We start from the raw sequence: 13,696 nt of genomic DNA, 5'->3' as shown, positions 1-13,696 counted from the left end.
GCCGATGCTTACCGTATGAACGGGAGGTCGCGGTACATGTACTCAGCGTGTTCGATACCGCGGTCCCCGTCCCTGTCCGGCAACCCCCGAGGTGTGGGGGTGCGAGAGGAGTACCCATGTCGCTCGACGTCTCACCGGCCCTACTCCAACAGGCCGAGCGAGGCGAGGTCGATGAAGCAGAATTCGTCGACTGCGTCCGGACCTCCCTGCCCTACGCATGGGAGATGATCAGCTCCCTGGTGGCCCAGCTGAAGGTGGACGGCGGCACGTTCGCCGACAACCAGACGCCTCCGCCGGACGAGCAGGCACGTGGCCAGTTGCTGCGTGCGCTCGCGAGTGACGCGATACGCGGCGCGCTGCAGCGGCACTTCGGAGTGCGGCTGGCCTTCCAGAACTGCCACCGGGTGGCGGTGTTCCCACTGGACGACTCGGTGGACGACACACTGGCACGCTTCACCTCGGTCCGCAGTCAGCTGCTCAACCAGTCCCCGGAGTTCAGGGACTGCTGACGCACTGATGCCGCACTGCTTGCCGCTCCGTACGCGGGAGGTGCATTGGTACTGGGGCGGCAAGCTCCCCGTGTGTCCGGCCCGTCGGGGCCGGACACCGTACGGTCATCGGAGCTGGGGCAGCACCTCGGCCCCGAGCCGCCGTACGTTCTCCTCGGTCGCCGCCAGGTCGCCCGAACCCTCGACGAGCAGCGCGAAGCGCCCGATGCCGGTCCGCTCGGAGGTCGCCGCGAGCCGGTCGGCGCACAGCCGCGGCGTGCCCACCGGGTGCAGTCCGCAGAGCAGTTCGGTGTACGCCACCGGGTCCCGCATCGAACGGAGGCGGCCGTCGACCGTCACATGGGCGTCCAGTCCCTGCTTCAGCCAGCCCGGCATGGCCTTGACGAGCGTCTCGACGGCGTCGGTCCGGCGGTCCGCGATCTGGCAGACGCCGGCGGAGACGTGGGCGGCGGTGTGGATCTCGTCCGAGGGGCGGCCCGCCGCGCGCGCGTGCCGCCGCCACAGCGCGACCATTTCGGCCTTCTCCTCGTCCCCGACGTGCATGCCCAGGAGCATCGGCAGCCCGCGCTCGGCGGCCAGCCGTACGCTCGCGGGCGAGGTGCACGCCACGACGACCTCGGGGCCCGGAGCGCCGCTCAGCGCCTCCGACGGGCGTGGTACGACGGGGACTTCACGGAACGCGAACCGCTCGGAGGTGCCGGCGACCGACGGCTCGCGCAGCCAGCGGATCAGCAGATCGAGTGACTCCGGGAACCCGTGTTCGTACGCCTCCAGGCCCGCCCCGAAGACCTCCAGGTCGACCCAGGGACCGCCGCGGCCGACCCCCAGCGAGAACCGCCCGCCGGACGTCAGGTGCAGCAGGGCGGCCTGTTCGCCGAGCGCCACGGGGTGCGCGGTGGGCAGCACGCTGACCGCCGTGCCGATCCGGATCCGTTCGGTGCGGCCGAGCAGATACGCGGCGAGTGTGACGGCCGACGGGCATGTCCCGTACGGAACGAAGTGGTGTTCGGCCAGCCACACCGCGTCCAGCCCGGCCTCCTCGGCGACCTCGGCGGATCGCACCGCGCGGTGCAGGGCCTCTCCCTGGCCCTGTCCCGGGAACTGGGCGGCGAGTACAAAACTTCCAACGTGCATCGAACTTCCTGCTTCCTCGGCTCCGACACGGAGCTCCCCCACCCGGCATAACCGCCTGACACGTGCCGAAGACACGGCCTTGCGGAGAGATTTGCGGATTGTCTGGGAATTGGGCTGTCCGAAGACCCTCCGAGGACGGTCCGCAGGGGGATCTGTGCGGGTTGGCGGAGTACGCGTACCCCTGCGCGTCCCGCGTAGGCTGGTGTCGGCCCCTGCTCCCTGTATAGCTCCGTGAGGTGTCCCTTGTCCCCGCGTCGCAACCGTCCGAAGGACGCCGGCTCGTCCGGCAGGAGCCCTGAGGAGGACTCGTCGGACCGTTACGGCGGCTGGCAGTCCACGGAGAGCTGGCAGGGCGAGGAGTGGAGCGTGCGTCATGTGGCGGGCGCGAGCGCGCAGGGCAAGACCTACCGCTGCCCCGGCTGCGACCAGTTGATCCCCTCCGGGGTGCCGCACGTGGTGGCCTGGCCGGAGCACTCGGGCGTCGACGAGCGGCGGCACTGGCACAAGGCCTGCTGGAACGCGAAGGACCGCCGCACCTCGCGGGTGCAGCGGTCCCGTAACGCGCCCAGGTTCTAGGCGACTTCGACCGTCCGTCCCCAAGAGCCGGGACGGGCGCGGGCGTCAGACGTCGCGGCGCTCCAGGAGGATGAAGGCGGCGACGACCGCGGCCGCGGTGACGCCGGAGAGCAGGCCGAGCTGCGCTCCGCCGTGGCCGCTCTCCGAGTCGAGCCGGAAGACGTGGGCGAGGGCGTTCGGCGCGTTGTACTCCTGCATCTTCTCGCCGATCTTGCGCATGCTCTCGGACATCATCAGGAACGCGGGCATGATCGCGGGCACCAGCACGACACCGAGCATCGTGGTGATCGCGCCGGCCGAGTGACGCAGCATCGATCCCACCGCGAGCGCGAGAACGCCGAGCAGGGAGACGTACAGGGCGCCCATCAGGACGGTGCCGCCCCAGGCGACCTGGGAGGCGTCGCCGGCGGCGTCGCTGTGCATCCCTTCGGTGAACAGGCCGACGAGGCCGATCGCGAACGCCGAGACGGCGAACGCCACCGCGAAGAAGATGATCAGCTTGGCGGCGAGCACCCGGTGGCGCTGCGGCGAGGCCGTGAACGTCGTGCGGATCATGCCGGTGCCGTACTCGGAGGAGACCACCAGCACGCCCAGCGTGATCAGGCAGATCTGCCCGAGCATCAGACCGAAGAACGCCGGGATCGTGTACGGCACGTCGCCGAAGTCCTCGTTCGTCGTCTGCGCGGCGACCAGGAAGCCGATGCCGATCACCAGGAGGAGGAAGATCCCGAGCGTCCACATCGTGGAGCGCACCGACTTGATCTTCGTCCACTCGGAGTGGAGCGCGTGCCCGAGGTGGGTGCGGGTGACGGGGATCGGCGAGGTGTACGAAGTGCCGGGCGCCGCCTGCCAGGCGGGGGCAGCGGCGGCCTGCTGCGGCATCGGGGGCTGGGGCGTGCTCATCGGGCGTCCTCGGGCTTGGTCAGGTCGGCGGCGGGCGCGGTCGTGGGTGCGGACTCGGGCGCCGGAGCGGGTGCGGCGGCGGGCGCCGCGGGGCCCGCGGGCGCCTGGGCGTACGGGTTGGCGTCCGGGGCGCCGGGGGCCGCCGGAGCGCCGTACGGGCCGGGAGCACCGGCACCGGGGGCCGCGGGGGCGCCGTAGGGACCGGCCTGCGGCATGGCGAAGGGCTGCCCGCCCTGCTGGGGCGGCAGCGGCGCGTACCAGCCGGGCTGGCCCTGGCCCGCCACCGGCATCTGCGGGGGAGGCATGGCGCCCGGCGGCAGCGGCTGCTGGAGCCCGGCCTTCTGGTCGACGGTCGAGCGGTAGTCGACGGCTCCCTGCGTCATCCGCATGTACGCCTCCTCCAGCGAGGCCTGGTGCGGGGACAGCTCCCACAGGCGGACGTCGGCGGAGTGCGCGAGGTCGCTGATGCGGGGGAGCGCCAGGCCGGTGACGCGCAGCGCGCCGTCCTGCTCGGGCAGCACCTGGCCGCCGGCCTCGGTCAGCGCGGCGGTCAGCTTCTCGCGCTGCTGCGGCTCGGTGTCGGGGGTGCGCACCCGGGCGAAGTCGGCCGAGTTGTGGGAGATGAACTCCTTGATGCTCTGGTCGGCCAGGAGCTGGCCGCGGCCGATCACGATGAGGTGATCGGCGGTCAGCGCCATCTCGCTCATGAGGTGCGAGGAGACGAAGACCGTACGGCCCTCGGCGGCCAGGGACTTCATCAGGTTGCGCACCCAGAGGATGCCCTCGGGGTCGAGGCCGTTGACCGGCTCGTCGAAGAGGAGCACCTGGGGGTCGCCGAGGAGCGCGGCCGCGATGCCGAGCCGCTGGCCCATGCCGAGCGAGAAGCCCTTGGAGCGCTTCTTCGCCACGTCCTGGAGGCCGACGACGCCGAGCACCTCGTCCACGCGGCGGGCCGGGATGCCCGAGAGCTGCGCCAGGCTCAGCAGGTGGCTGCGGGCGCTGCGGCCGCCGTGGACGGCCTTGGCGTCGAGGAGCGCGCCGACCTGGCGGGGCGCGTTCGGCAGCCTGCGATAGGGGAAGCCGCCGATCGTGACCTGCCCGGAGGTCGGGTTGTCGAGGCCGAGGATCATGCGCATCGTCGTCGACTTGCCCGAGCCGTTGGGCCCGAGGAAGCCGGTGACCGCACCCGGCCGGACCTGGAAGGAAAGGTTGTACACGGCTGTCTTGGCGCCGTAGCGCTTCGTCAGGCCGACTGCCTCGATCATTCTCCGCACCCATCGAAAGGTTCAGGACGTCGGGGCGCACGCCCCCGTAAGGGTTAGGAGGATATCCGGGCGCCGACGGTTCCACTCAAGGGGAAGTAAAGTCGCGCCCATCGGTTGGTGAAAGATCCAGTAGAGCGCGAAGTTTCGTACCGGCGTTCTGTCAGGTACCCGTCTTTCCTGGCGAGGAGGGAAAGGCGAATTCACGCCGGTCCCTCAGGAAGGAAAACTCAGCCGCGGCCCGGCAGGGAATCGTCGAGCGGCGGAAGATCGTCGTACAGCCGCAGCTCGGCCGATTCGTCGAGGTAGGGCAGGAAGTCGGTCTGCGGCAGCACCCAGCCCTCCTCGCCGAAGATCAGCGTGCCCGCCTCGCGCAGCGACCGGTCGGCACCCGCGCGGCGCACCCACGTCGCCGGATCGGGCCCGAGTAGCTCGCGCAGCCGCCCGGAGGCCGCCAGCAGGGCCGCGAGCAGCTCGGACTGGTCGCCGCCGCCGGGGCGGGGCCGCCCGCTCTCCGGCTCGGCGAGCACGCCGTGCGCGCTGAAGTAGATGTACGCGCCGCCGAGCCGTTCCCCGGAGGGCATCGTCATCGCGAACGCGTCGCCGGGGAGTATCGCCCGCCGGTAGTCCGGGAACTCGGTGTCGTCGACGGCCTTGAGCTGCGTCGAGTCCAGCCAGGTCACCACGAGCGTCGTCTCGGCGCCCGGGTCCACGTACGGCGTCCCGGCCACGTAACCCGCCGGACTGATGTGTCCCGAGCAGCCCACGCCGATCCCGCGCACCCGCACCGGAACCATCGGCACCGTCGCCGGGATGCCCAGCCGGGTCAGCTTGTGGGCGACCTGCCCGGGGGAGGCGTTCGAACCGACGGCGATGACCGGGTGGCGCAGCCCGGTACCCACCTGCCCCAGGTCGGCGAGGGCCTCGTCCAGCCGCTGCTGCGCCTGGCGCTCCTCCACGTACCACTCGCCGAGCCGCAGCGGCCGCACGTCGAGCTGGAGCAGCTCGCCGCCGGTCAGCAGGGACGGCTCGGTGGTGGGGCGGCCCGGATAGGTGAGGGGCTTCTTCGCGGGCACGTCGCTCAGGCCCAGCGCCTCCAGGCTTCGGTCCTTCGTCGTCACGGTGACGCCCTCCGGGGGTGGTGTCGCGCGCATGCCGGCACAGCCTTTCACGCGAGGTGGACCTGGGCCTTCATCCGAGGTCTACCCGGCGTGGGACCCGGTCTCCCCGGCTGAGCGCGGTTGGCCTGAACCGACACCGGGAATCATGTCGCCCCTATTGTATGGCTGAGGGCGAAATCGGTTACGGGGGAAGCAAGTTGGGGCTCGTGAGGCAAAGTCTGGCGCGGCTGGGACGGACCGGCCGCGGACCGGCGCATCCGCGCTATCGCATGTCCGTTCGCTGGTGGATCGCCGGACGCACCGTCCACGCCCTGCTGCTGATGACCCTGGGCGCGCTGGCCGTGCTCTCGGCCGTCGTCGCGGCGGCCTGGACGCTGACCGAGGACTCGCCGCGTTCGATGGCGGACCGTTTCTCCGACGGGGAGCGGCTCCTGGACCTCAGCCTCGGCGTGCTGCGCGCCTGCGTCGGCACCGACAGCCTCGACCCCGAGCCGGACAGCACCACCCACCAGCTCCTCGCCACGCTCGCCTCCGTGACCGGCGCCCTGGTGCCCGCCGTGCTGCTGGGCATCGCCCTGATCAAGCTGTTCGCGCTGCGGCCCTTCGTCTGGCGGCGGCGGGCCAGCATCTCGCACGCCTGGACCGCCGACTTCCCCGGCTACTCGCGGCGGCACGCGGGCAGCGACCACGCCATCATCGCCGTCCGCTTCTACAACCGCTTCGACAATCTGTCCGTCGTCGACCTGCGGGCCCGCGCCCATCTGCGCTATCTGGAGCGCTCCCCGCACGACGGCAGTCTCGTCATCTACAAGCAGTGGCTGAAGGTCCTGGACGCGCAGGGCGACCCGGCCGACGAGCGGAGCTGGCTCGCGGTCGAGCGGGGGGCGCCCTTCACGGTCTGGATACCGGTCGAGGCGCCGGTGGCCGCGCTGCCGTTCCACCGGATCCAGGGCAAGGACCTGTCCCGCTCGTCCGGGGTGAAACTGCTCGTCCGGCTGACCGCGCGCACCGTCGGGCTCGGCACCGAGGTCGCCGACGAACGCTGGTTCGACCTGGAGGCCGGGGACTTCGAACTCGGCCGCTTCGTGCCGCTCCAGCCGGACCTGGGCAAGGACGTGTGGCAGTGGGACGGCTGGTCCGACTTCGACGGCCTGATCCACCCCGGCCCGGACGGCGACGGACCTCCCCCTCCCGGCCCTCCCGCACGCGACCCTTCCTGAGCCGCGCCCGTCCCTCGTCTACGCGTCCCGCTTCTTGAGCAGCGCGTAGCCGCCGGCCAGGGCCACGGCCACCCACAGCACCATGATGCCGAGGCCGCCCCAGGGACCGTACGGCGTGTCGTCGATGGGTGTCACCACCCGCAGGATCCTGCTGCCGGCCTGGTCGGGGAGGTAGCGGCCGACCTTCTTGGTCGCGGAGACGGCGCCCAGGATGTTGGAGATCAGGAAGAAGAACGGCATCAGGATGCCGAGCGAGAGCATCGGGGAGCGCAGCATCGCCGCCACGCCCATCGAGAAGACGGCGATGAGCGTCATGTAGAGCCCCCCGCCGATCACCGCGCGCAGCACCCCCGGATCGCCGATCGACGTCCGGTGCGTGCCGAGCGCCGCCTGGCCCACGAAGAACGTGATGAAGCTGGTGATCATCCCGACCACCAGGGCGAGGCCGGCCGCCACCGCGACCTTGCTGAACAGGAACGTGCCGCGCTGGGGGACCGCCGAGAGCGAGGTGCGGATCATGCCGGTGCTGTACTCGTTGCCGACGACGAGCACCCCGAACACGATCATCGCGAGCTGCCCCAGCGTCATGCCCGCGAAGCTGATGAACGTCGGGTCGAAGGTGAGCCGGTCCTGCCGGCTCATGTTGTCGAACTCGTTGTTGGAGAGGAGCGAGATGAGCAGGCCCAGCGCGATCGTGACGACCGCCGCGAGGCTCAGCGTCCACACCGTGGACGAAACGGAACGGATCTTGGTCCACTCGGATTTGAGGACCTGGGTGGCCGCCATCGTCAGCCCTTCCTCCAGTCGCCGCCCCACCGCGGGGCGGGGGGCGTGTCCGGCGGGCTCGACGTGAGTTCCCGCTCCGGCGTGTCGGTGTGCGCGTGGTACTCCACCGACTCGGCGGTCAGCCCCATGAAGGCCTCCTCCAGCGAGGCCTGCTGAGGGCTCAGCTCGTGCAGCACGATCTGGTGCTGCGCGGCCAGCTCACCGATGTGCTCCGGCTTCCCGTCGTCCACCTCCAGCGCCCCGCCGCTCGTCTGGACGACCGTGATCCCCGCGCTCTTCAGCACGTCCAGCAGCCGCTCGCGCTGCGGGGAGCGCACCCGGACGTACGAGCGCGAGTTCTGCCGGATGAAGTCGGCCATCGAGGTGTCGGCGAGCAGTCTGCCCTGGCCGATGACGACGAGGTGGTCGGCCGTCAGCGCCATCTCGCTCATGAGGTGCGAGGAGACGAAGACCGTACGGCCCTGGGACGCGAGGGATTTCATCAGATTGCGGATCCAGTGGATGCCCTCGGGGTCGAGGCCGTTGACCGGCTCGTCGAACATCAGGATCCGCGGGTCGCCCAGCAGCGCGCCCGCGATGCCGAGCCGCTGGCCCATGCCCAGCGAGAACCCCTTCGCCTTCTTCCGGGCGACCGCGGTGAGACCGACGGTGTCGAGGACCTCGTGCACCCGCGCCTTCGGGATGCCGTTGCTCTGGGCGAGGCACAGAAGGTGGTTGAAGGCGCTGCGGCCGCCGTGCATCGCCTTGGCGTCCAGCAGGGCGCCGATGTACTTCAGCGGGTCCTTGAGCCGGTCGTAGTGCTGTCCGTCGATCCGTACGTCGCCCGCGGTGGGACGGTCGAGCCCGAGCATCATCCGCATCGTCGTGGACTTCCCGGCGCCGTTGGGGCCGAGGAAGCCGGTCACGATGCCCGGTCTGACGGTGAAGGTGAGGTTGTTGACCGCCACCTTCTCGCCGTACCGCTTCGTCAGCCCCTCGAGCTCGATCATGCGGCCACGCTAAGACCGCCCCCGGGGGCCTGCCACTTGACACGACAAGGCCCGCGCCCTCGGAAGAGGGAACGGGCCCTGGTGTCGTGCCGTGCGGTTACCGGGACTGCTGCGCCGGAACCCCGCGGGTGATCGGCTCGTCCTCGGCCGGACCCGTGGCGGCGGCCACCGCGGCGCCCGTGAGCGTCGCGAGCATCTCGCGGACGTTCGTGAGCTGCGCGTTGATCGAGTCGCGGCGGTTGGTGAGGGCGGCCAGCTCGCGCTCGGATTCCGAACGGATCCGGTCGGCCTTGGCGTTCGCGTCGGCCACGATGTCCTCGGCCTGGCGCTGAGCCGTCTCCACCGTCTGGCGGGCGCGGCGCTCGGCGTCCGTGCGCAGCTTCTCGGCCTCCAGACGGAGCTGCTCCGCGCGGTGCTCGATCTCCGCGAGGCGCTTCTCGGCCTTGGCCTGACGCGAGGCCAGGTCGCGCTCGGACTGCTCGCGGCGCTTGGCGAGGTTCGTCTCGAAGTCGGCGGCGGCCTGGGCGGCCTTGGCGCGGGTCTCCTCGAAGAGGGCGTCCGCCTCCTCGCGCTTGGACGCCGCGTCCTTCTGCGCCTCGGAACGGAGCTGGGAGGCGTCGCTCTTGGCCTTCTCGACGATCCGGACGCCCTCGTCCTCCGCCTTGGCCTTGCGGTCCGCGGCGAACGACTCGGCGTCGTTGCGCACCTGCTGAGCGGCCGACTCGGCGAGCTCGCGGTGCTGCTCGGACGCGCGACGGGCCTCCTCGCGCAGGTCCTTGGCCTCCTCCTCGGCGAGGCGGAGGATCTTCTCGACGCGGGCGCCGAGACCGGCGTACGACGGCTCGGCGTCGCTCACCTGGGCCTGGGCGTTCTGCGTTTCGAGATGGAGTTCCTCGATGCGCTTTTCGAGGGCGGTGATACGGGCCAGAGCGCTGTCACGGTCGGAGACGAGCTTCGAGATGCGTTCGTCCACCTGAGCGCGGTCGTATCCACGCCGCACAAGCTCGAAGCCGTAGGGGGAAGTGTCGCTCATGGGGTTCCTGTCGAATGAGACCGGTGAGGTGATAGGTGGAATCCTAGGGGGCAATGCGGTGTGTCATCGAGCGGATACGTGTTTGATCTGGAGAATGACACTCCTTTTGGGTGGCCGGCTGCCGGAAGGCTTGCCAGAACCTGTGACAAACGTCCCAGAAACCACCCGAATCCGGGCTTCCCGCCGGGGTGTACCCGGCGGACGCGCCCGGAGGGACGCCGCCCGACCCGCGACGGGCCCCGGGGCCCGTCCGCCGGGCCCTAGCTCTCCGACGCCTTGCCACCCGAACGCGCCGCCCCGGCGGCCGCCTTCACCCCGCCGTCCTTGCCGGCCCCAGGGACCTCGAAAGACTCCAACGCCTCAAGGACGTCCTGGACACGGGAGATCTCCGTGTTGATGTCCTCACGCCGGCGGACCAGGACCTCCAGGTCGCGCTTGCCCTCCTCGACGGCGGCCTTCGCCTCCTGAATGGCCTCCGACCTGATCTTCTCCGCCTCGGTGACGAGCGAGGACTTCTTCTGCTCGGCCTCCTTGAGCAGACCCTCGGCCTTGCGCACGGCGGCGATCCGGACCTTGCTCGCCTCGGAGTTCGCCTCCGCCACCAGGTCCTTGGCCTTCGCCTCGGCCTCCGCGAGCTGGTCCTCGGCGGCCTTGATCAGCGCGTCGCACCGGTCGCCCGCGTTCTTCATCGCCTCGGACGACTCACGGCGGGCCCGCTCGTGCAGGTCCTCGATCTCGGACGTGACACGGTCGCGCAGCTCCTCGGCGCGCTCCCGGATCGCCGTGGCGTCCCGGCGCGCCCCGACCAGCAGCTCGTCCGCGTCCGCGCGGGCCCGCTCCACGAGCGTGTTGCCCTCGACGGTGGCCTCGGAGACCAGCCGCTCGGCCTCGCCACGCGCCACACCGACCATCGTGTCGGCCTGCGACTCGGCGTCCGCCGTCGTCTTCTGCGCGCTCTGCTGCGCCTCCGAGAGCAGCTTGTCCGCCTCGGACGCCGTCTCGGAGATGAGCGTGTCGACCTGCTCGGCAGCCTCGGAACGCTTCTTGTTGGCCTCCTGGCGCGCCTCGTCCAGCAGCCGCTCGGACTCCTCGCGGGCCGCCGCCGTACGCCGTTCGGCCTCCTCCGTCGCCCGCGCCTTGAACCGCTCGGCCTCGGTACGGATCCGCTCGGAGTGCTGCTGGGCGGAACCGACCGCCTCGGCGGCCTCGGCGCGCAGCCGCTCCGCGTCGCCGGTCGCGTCCGAGATGAGCTTCTCGGCCTTGGCCACGGACTCGGCGCGTACCCGCTCCGCCTCGGCCGCGGTCTCGATCCCGAGCCGCTCGGCCTCCGCCGTCGCCTCCGTGATGAGCGTGTCCACCTGAGCGGCCGCGTCCGAACGCATCCGGTTCGCGTCCTCCCGGGCGTCGGCACGGGTGCGCGCGGCGTCCTGGTCGGCGTTCGCGATGGCGTCCGACACCTCGGTGCGCACCCGCTGGGCGTGGTCGGAGGCGTCCGAGCGCATCCGCTCCGCCTCCTCGATCGCCTCGGCGACCGTGCGCTCGGCCAGCGCGCTCGCGGCCTCCCGCTCCTCGTTGGCCTCGCGCCGCATCCGCGCCGCGTCCTCGCCGGCCCGCTCGCGCTCGGCGTAGGCGTCGGCGCGGACCCGGTCCGCCTCCTCCTGCGCCTCGGTGCGCGTACGGTCCGCCGCGTGCTCGGCGGCCGACCGCAGCCCGGTGATCTCCTCCTGGGCCTGCTCGTGCAGCCCCGCCACCGAGTCCCGCACCTGCTGCGCGGTCTGCTCGGCGCTGGAGACCATCTCGGTCGCGCGCCGGTCGGCCTCCTCGACCAGCCGTACGGCCTCGGCCTGGGCCTCCTCGACCCGCTTGCGCGCGGACGCCAGCAGTTCCTCGCTCTGCTCGCGGGCCCGCTCGCGCTCCTGGTCGGCCTCCTGGCGCGCCGAACCGAGGGTCTCCTCGGCCTCGCGGCGGCGCCGGGCGGCCTCCTCCTGGGCGGCGGCCAGCGTCTCGGCACCCTCGGCCGCCAGACGCTCGGCGGCGGCCTGCGCCTCGCTCCGCACCCGGTCGGCGCTGTCCTGGGCCTCCGACTTGAGCCGCTCGGCCTCCGCGGCGGCCTCCGAACGCAGCCGTACGGCGATGGCCTCGCCCTCGGCACGGGACGCCGACGCGTCCGCAGCGGCCTCGTCGCGCCGCCGGTCGGCCTCCGCCTCGGCCTGGGCCTGGAGCGTACGGATCCGCTCGGCGGACTCCGAACGCAGCCGGTCGATCTCCTCGGAGGCCTCGCGGCGGATCCGCTCGGCCTCCGCGCGCGCGTCGGTCAGCGCCTGCTCGGCGGCGGCCAGACGCTCCTCGGCCTCCGTGTGCTGCCGGGCCAGCCCCTCGGCGGCCTCGGCCTGACGGGCCTCTATGGCCCGCTCGGTCTCCTCGCGCTGCCGCTCGGCGGCCCGCTCCGCGTCGGCCGCGATCGCCTCGGCCCGCTCCTCGGCCTCCGCACGGTGCCGGTCGGCCTCCGCGCGGGTCCGCTCCAGCGTCTCCTCGGCCTGCCGGCGCAGCGTCGTGGCGCGCTCGATGGCCTCGGTGCGGACCTTCTCGCTGTCCGCCGTGGCGGCCTGGCGCAGCTCGTCCGCGTCCGCCTTCGCCTTGCCGAGCAGTTCCTCGGCGGTCCGGGCGCCCTCCTCGATCTGCTGGACGGCCTCGCGCCGGGCCTCGGCGCGGATGCGCTCGCCCTCGGCGACCGCGTCCGAACGAAGCTGCTCCGCGTCGCCGCGCAGCCGCCGCGCCTCCTCCTGGAGCTCGACGGTCTTGGCGCGGTACTCCTTGGTGTCGTCCTTCGCCGTGCCCTTGAGCTGCTCGGCGATGTCGTGCGCCTCGGCGCGCAGCCGGTCGGCCTCGGTCTCCGCCTCGGTGCGGATCCGCTCGGCCTCCTCGGAGGCCGCCTTCGTGGTCCGCTTGGCCTCCTCGGACGCCTTGTTCAGCACGTCCTCGGCGGTACGGGCCGCCTTGGCGAGCTGGGAGGCGGTCTCCTCGGCGGTGAGGCTGCGGGCGCTCTCCTCGGCCTCCGCGACGATCGTCTCGGCCTTGCTGCGGGCGTCCGCGACGATCTGCTCGGCCTCGGACTTGGTGGTCTCGGCCTCCTGGCTGGCCTCGCTGACCAGCCGGGCGACCTGCTCCTTCGCGGTCCGGGTGCGCTGTTCGTTGACCGACTCGGCGTTCGCGATCGTCTTCGCGGCGGCTTCCTTGGCCTCGGTCAGGACCTTGTCCGCCTCGGCCTGCGCCTCGCGCAGCGCCGTCTCCGCGGCGCTCATCCGCTGCTCGGCGGCGCGGCTCAGCTCGCCGGCCTGACGGCGGGCGTTGTCCGACTCGCTCGCCGTGCTGCTGCGGAGCTGCTCGGCGTGGTCGGTGGCCTCCTGGGCCTGCGTCGAGGCGGCGTTCAGCAGCCGCTCGGCGTCCGTGCGGGCACGGCGCAGCAGCGCCTCGGCCTCCGCACGGGCGGCCTCGGCGTCGGTGGTGAGCCGCTGACGCGCCTCGGCGGTCACCCGCTCGGCCTCCGCGCGGGCGGCGGCGAGCGCCTGCTCGGCCTCGGCGCGCGACTCGTCCAGCAGCCGGCGGGCCTGGGACTCGGAGCGGGCGCGGAGCTGCTCGGCCCACGCCACGTTCTCGTTGACGTGCGACTCGACGGTCTGGCGGCGTTCCGCCAGCTCCTGGTCGAGCTGCTGACGCCGGGTGACGGCCTCCTGGTGCAGCTCGGCCTGGAGCCGGGCGGAGTGCTCGGCGTGCTCCTGGAGGAGACGCTGGGTCTGCGCCCGGGCCTGGCTGATCTCGCGCTCGGCGTCCACGCGGAGCTGGTCGGCCTGCATCTGGGCATTGCGGAGCATCTGCTCGGCCTGATAGCCGATGTCGGCCCCGTCGTAGGCAGGACGGGTCGCCAGACTGCGGCGCGCCTCGTGCAGCTTGGCGCGCAGCACCTCGACCTGATAGCCGCGGTCCTCGGCGTGCTGGACGGCCTTCTCCCGCTCGGTCTTCAGCCGTTCCATCTCGGCCTCGAACCGAGAGAGGTGGTCGACGTCAGCCGCCGGCTCTCGCTCCTGGCGTTCGTAGCCCCGCACTGCGCGGTCCCATCCGTCCCCTGGTCATGTAATTCCGAACGAGCACCGTTCTTCCGCCGA

At 72.0% G+C, this 13,696-nt stretch carries 11 protein-coding genes; 3 read left to right on the top strand and 8 right to left on the bottom strand.

Annotated elements, in window-relative coordinates; translation table 11 throughout:
- Window positions 1-116: 116 nt before the first annotated feature.
- Entirely contained in the window at window positions 117-509 is a 393-nt protein-coding gene (locus tag ACZ4TO_RS36640) for an SCO5389 family protein (protein ID WP_103550954.1), read from the top strand.
- 105 nt (window positions 510-614) lie between these two features.
- Here the strand turns inward: ACZ4TO_RS36640 and ACZ4TO_RS36635 are convergent, their stop codons facing one another.
- Window positions 615-1,643 (bottom strand): LLM class flavin-dependent oxidoreductase, encoded by a 1,029-nt coding sequence (locus tag ACZ4TO_RS36635; protein ID WP_385043067.1) that lies wholly within the window; start codon window positions 1,641-1,643, stop codon window positions 615-617.
- 243 nt (window positions 1,644-1,886) lie between these two features.
- Between ACZ4TO_RS36635 and ACZ4TO_RS36630 the strand changes: the two genes are divergently transcribed.
- Entirely contained in the window at window positions 1,887-2,219 is a 333-nt protein-coding gene (locus ACZ4TO_RS36630; RefSeq protein ID WP_361683319.1) for an ATP/GTP-binding protein, read from the top strand.
- 45 nt (window positions 2,220-2,264) lie between these two features.
- Here ACZ4TO_RS36630 and ACZ4TO_RS36625 read toward each other — a convergent pair whose 3' ends face one another.
- The 3 genes from ACZ4TO_RS36625 to ACZ4TO_RS36615 form a co-directional block, all read right to left on the bottom strand.
- Window positions 2,265-3,122: an ABC transporter permease gene (locus tag ACZ4TO_RS36625; protein ID WP_468026445.1), complete on the bottom strand. Its 858-nt coding sequence runs from the start codon at window positions 3,120-3,122 to the stop codon at window positions 2,265-2,267.
- Window positions 3,119-4,387, bottom strand: a complete 1,269-nt coding sequence (locus ACZ4TO_RS36620) for an ABC transporter ATP-binding protein (RefSeq protein WP_468026444.1) — start codon at window positions 4,385-4,387, stop codon at window positions 3,119-3,121. Before ACZ4TO_RS36620 ends, ACZ4TO_RS36625 begins: the two co-directional genes overlap by 4 nt.
- 227 nt (window positions 4,388-4,614) lie before the next feature.
- Window positions 4,615-5,538 (bottom strand): hypothetical protein, encoded by a 924-nt coding sequence (locus ACZ4TO_RS36615; protein ID WP_382787331.1) that lies wholly within the window; start codon window positions 5,536-5,538, stop codon window positions 4,615-4,617.
- Window positions 5,539-5,711: 173 nt separating this feature from the next.
- Here ACZ4TO_RS36615 and ACZ4TO_RS36610 point away from each other — a divergent pair, with 173 nt between their 5' ends.
- The gene (locus tag ACZ4TO_RS36610; protein ID WP_468026443.1) at window positions 5,712-6,725 is read left to right on the top strand and encodes a hypothetical protein; all 1,014 of its coding nucleotides are present in this window, start codon (window positions 5,712-5,714) and stop codon (window positions 6,723-6,725) included.
- A gap of 18 nt (window positions 6,726-6,743) precedes the next feature.
- Here the strand turns inward: ACZ4TO_RS36610 and ACZ4TO_RS36605 are convergent, their stop codons facing one another.
- From ACZ4TO_RS36605 to scy, 4 genes are all read right to left on the bottom strand, one after another.
- Entirely contained in the window at window positions 6,744-7,511 is a 768-nt protein-coding gene (locus tag ACZ4TO_RS36605) for an ABC transporter permease (protein ID WP_382787327.1), read from the bottom strand.
- Window positions 7,512-7,513: 2 nt separating this feature from the next.
- A complete protein-coding gene (locus tag ACZ4TO_RS36600) occupies window positions 7,514-8,500 on the bottom strand; it encodes an ABC transporter ATP-binding protein (protein ID WP_385043060.1) in 987 nt (328 codons plus the stop codon).
- 97 nt (window positions 8,501-8,597) lie between these two features.
- Entirely contained in the window at window positions 8,598-9,533 is a 936-nt protein-coding gene (locus ACZ4TO_RS36595; RefSeq protein ID WP_037624897.1) for a coiled-coil domain-containing protein, read from the bottom strand.
- A gap of 260 nt (window positions 9,534-9,793) precedes the next feature.
- Window positions 9,794-13,636: a polarized growth protein Scy gene (scy, locus tag ACZ4TO_RS36590; protein ID WP_382787323.1), complete on the bottom strand. Its 3,843-nt coding sequence runs from the start codon at window positions 13,634-13,636 to the stop codon at window positions 9,794-9,796.
- Window positions 13,637-13,696 lie beyond the last annotated feature (60 nt).

This window comes from Streptomyces sp. NPDC028298 (assembly GCF_055565895.1).
This window is presented reverse-complemented; position numbering and strand designations above follow the sequence as displayed.

Bases quoted from the DNA above. Each gene is read 5' to 3' on its own strand.
- ACZ4TO_RS36640 (WP_103550954.1), top strand. From the start codon at position 117: ATGTCGCTCGACGTCTCACCGGCCCTACTCCAACAGGCCGAGCGAGGC.
- ACZ4TO_RS36595 (WP_037624897.1), bottom strand. From the start codon at position 9,533: ATGAGCGACACTTCCCCCTACGGCTTCGAGCTTGTGCGGCGTGGATAC.
- ACZ4TO_RS36600 (WP_385043060.1), bottom strand. From the start codon at position 8,500: ATGATCGAGCTCGAGGGGCTGACGAAGCGGTACGGCGAGAAGGTGGCG.
- ACZ4TO_RS36605 (WP_382787327.1), bottom strand. From the start codon at position 7,511: ATGGCGGCCACCCAGGTCCTCAAATCCGAGTGGACCAAGATCCGTTCC.
- ACZ4TO_RS36620 (WP_468026444.1), bottom strand. From the start codon at position 4,387: ATGATCGAGGCAGTCGGCCTGACGAAGCGCTACGGCGCCAAGACAGCC.
- ACZ4TO_RS36635 (WP_385043067.1), bottom strand. From the start codon at position 1,643: ATGCACGTTGGAAGTTTTGTACTCGCCGCCCAGTTCCCGGGACAGGGC.
- ACZ4TO_RS36625 (WP_468026445.1), bottom strand. From the start codon at position 3,122: ATGAGCACGCCCCAGCCCCCGATGCCGCAGCAGGCCGCCGCTGCCCCC.
- ACZ4TO_RS36615 (WP_382787331.1), bottom strand. From the start codon at position 5,538: ATGCGCGCGACACCACCCCCGGAGGGCGTCACCGTGACGACGAAGGAC.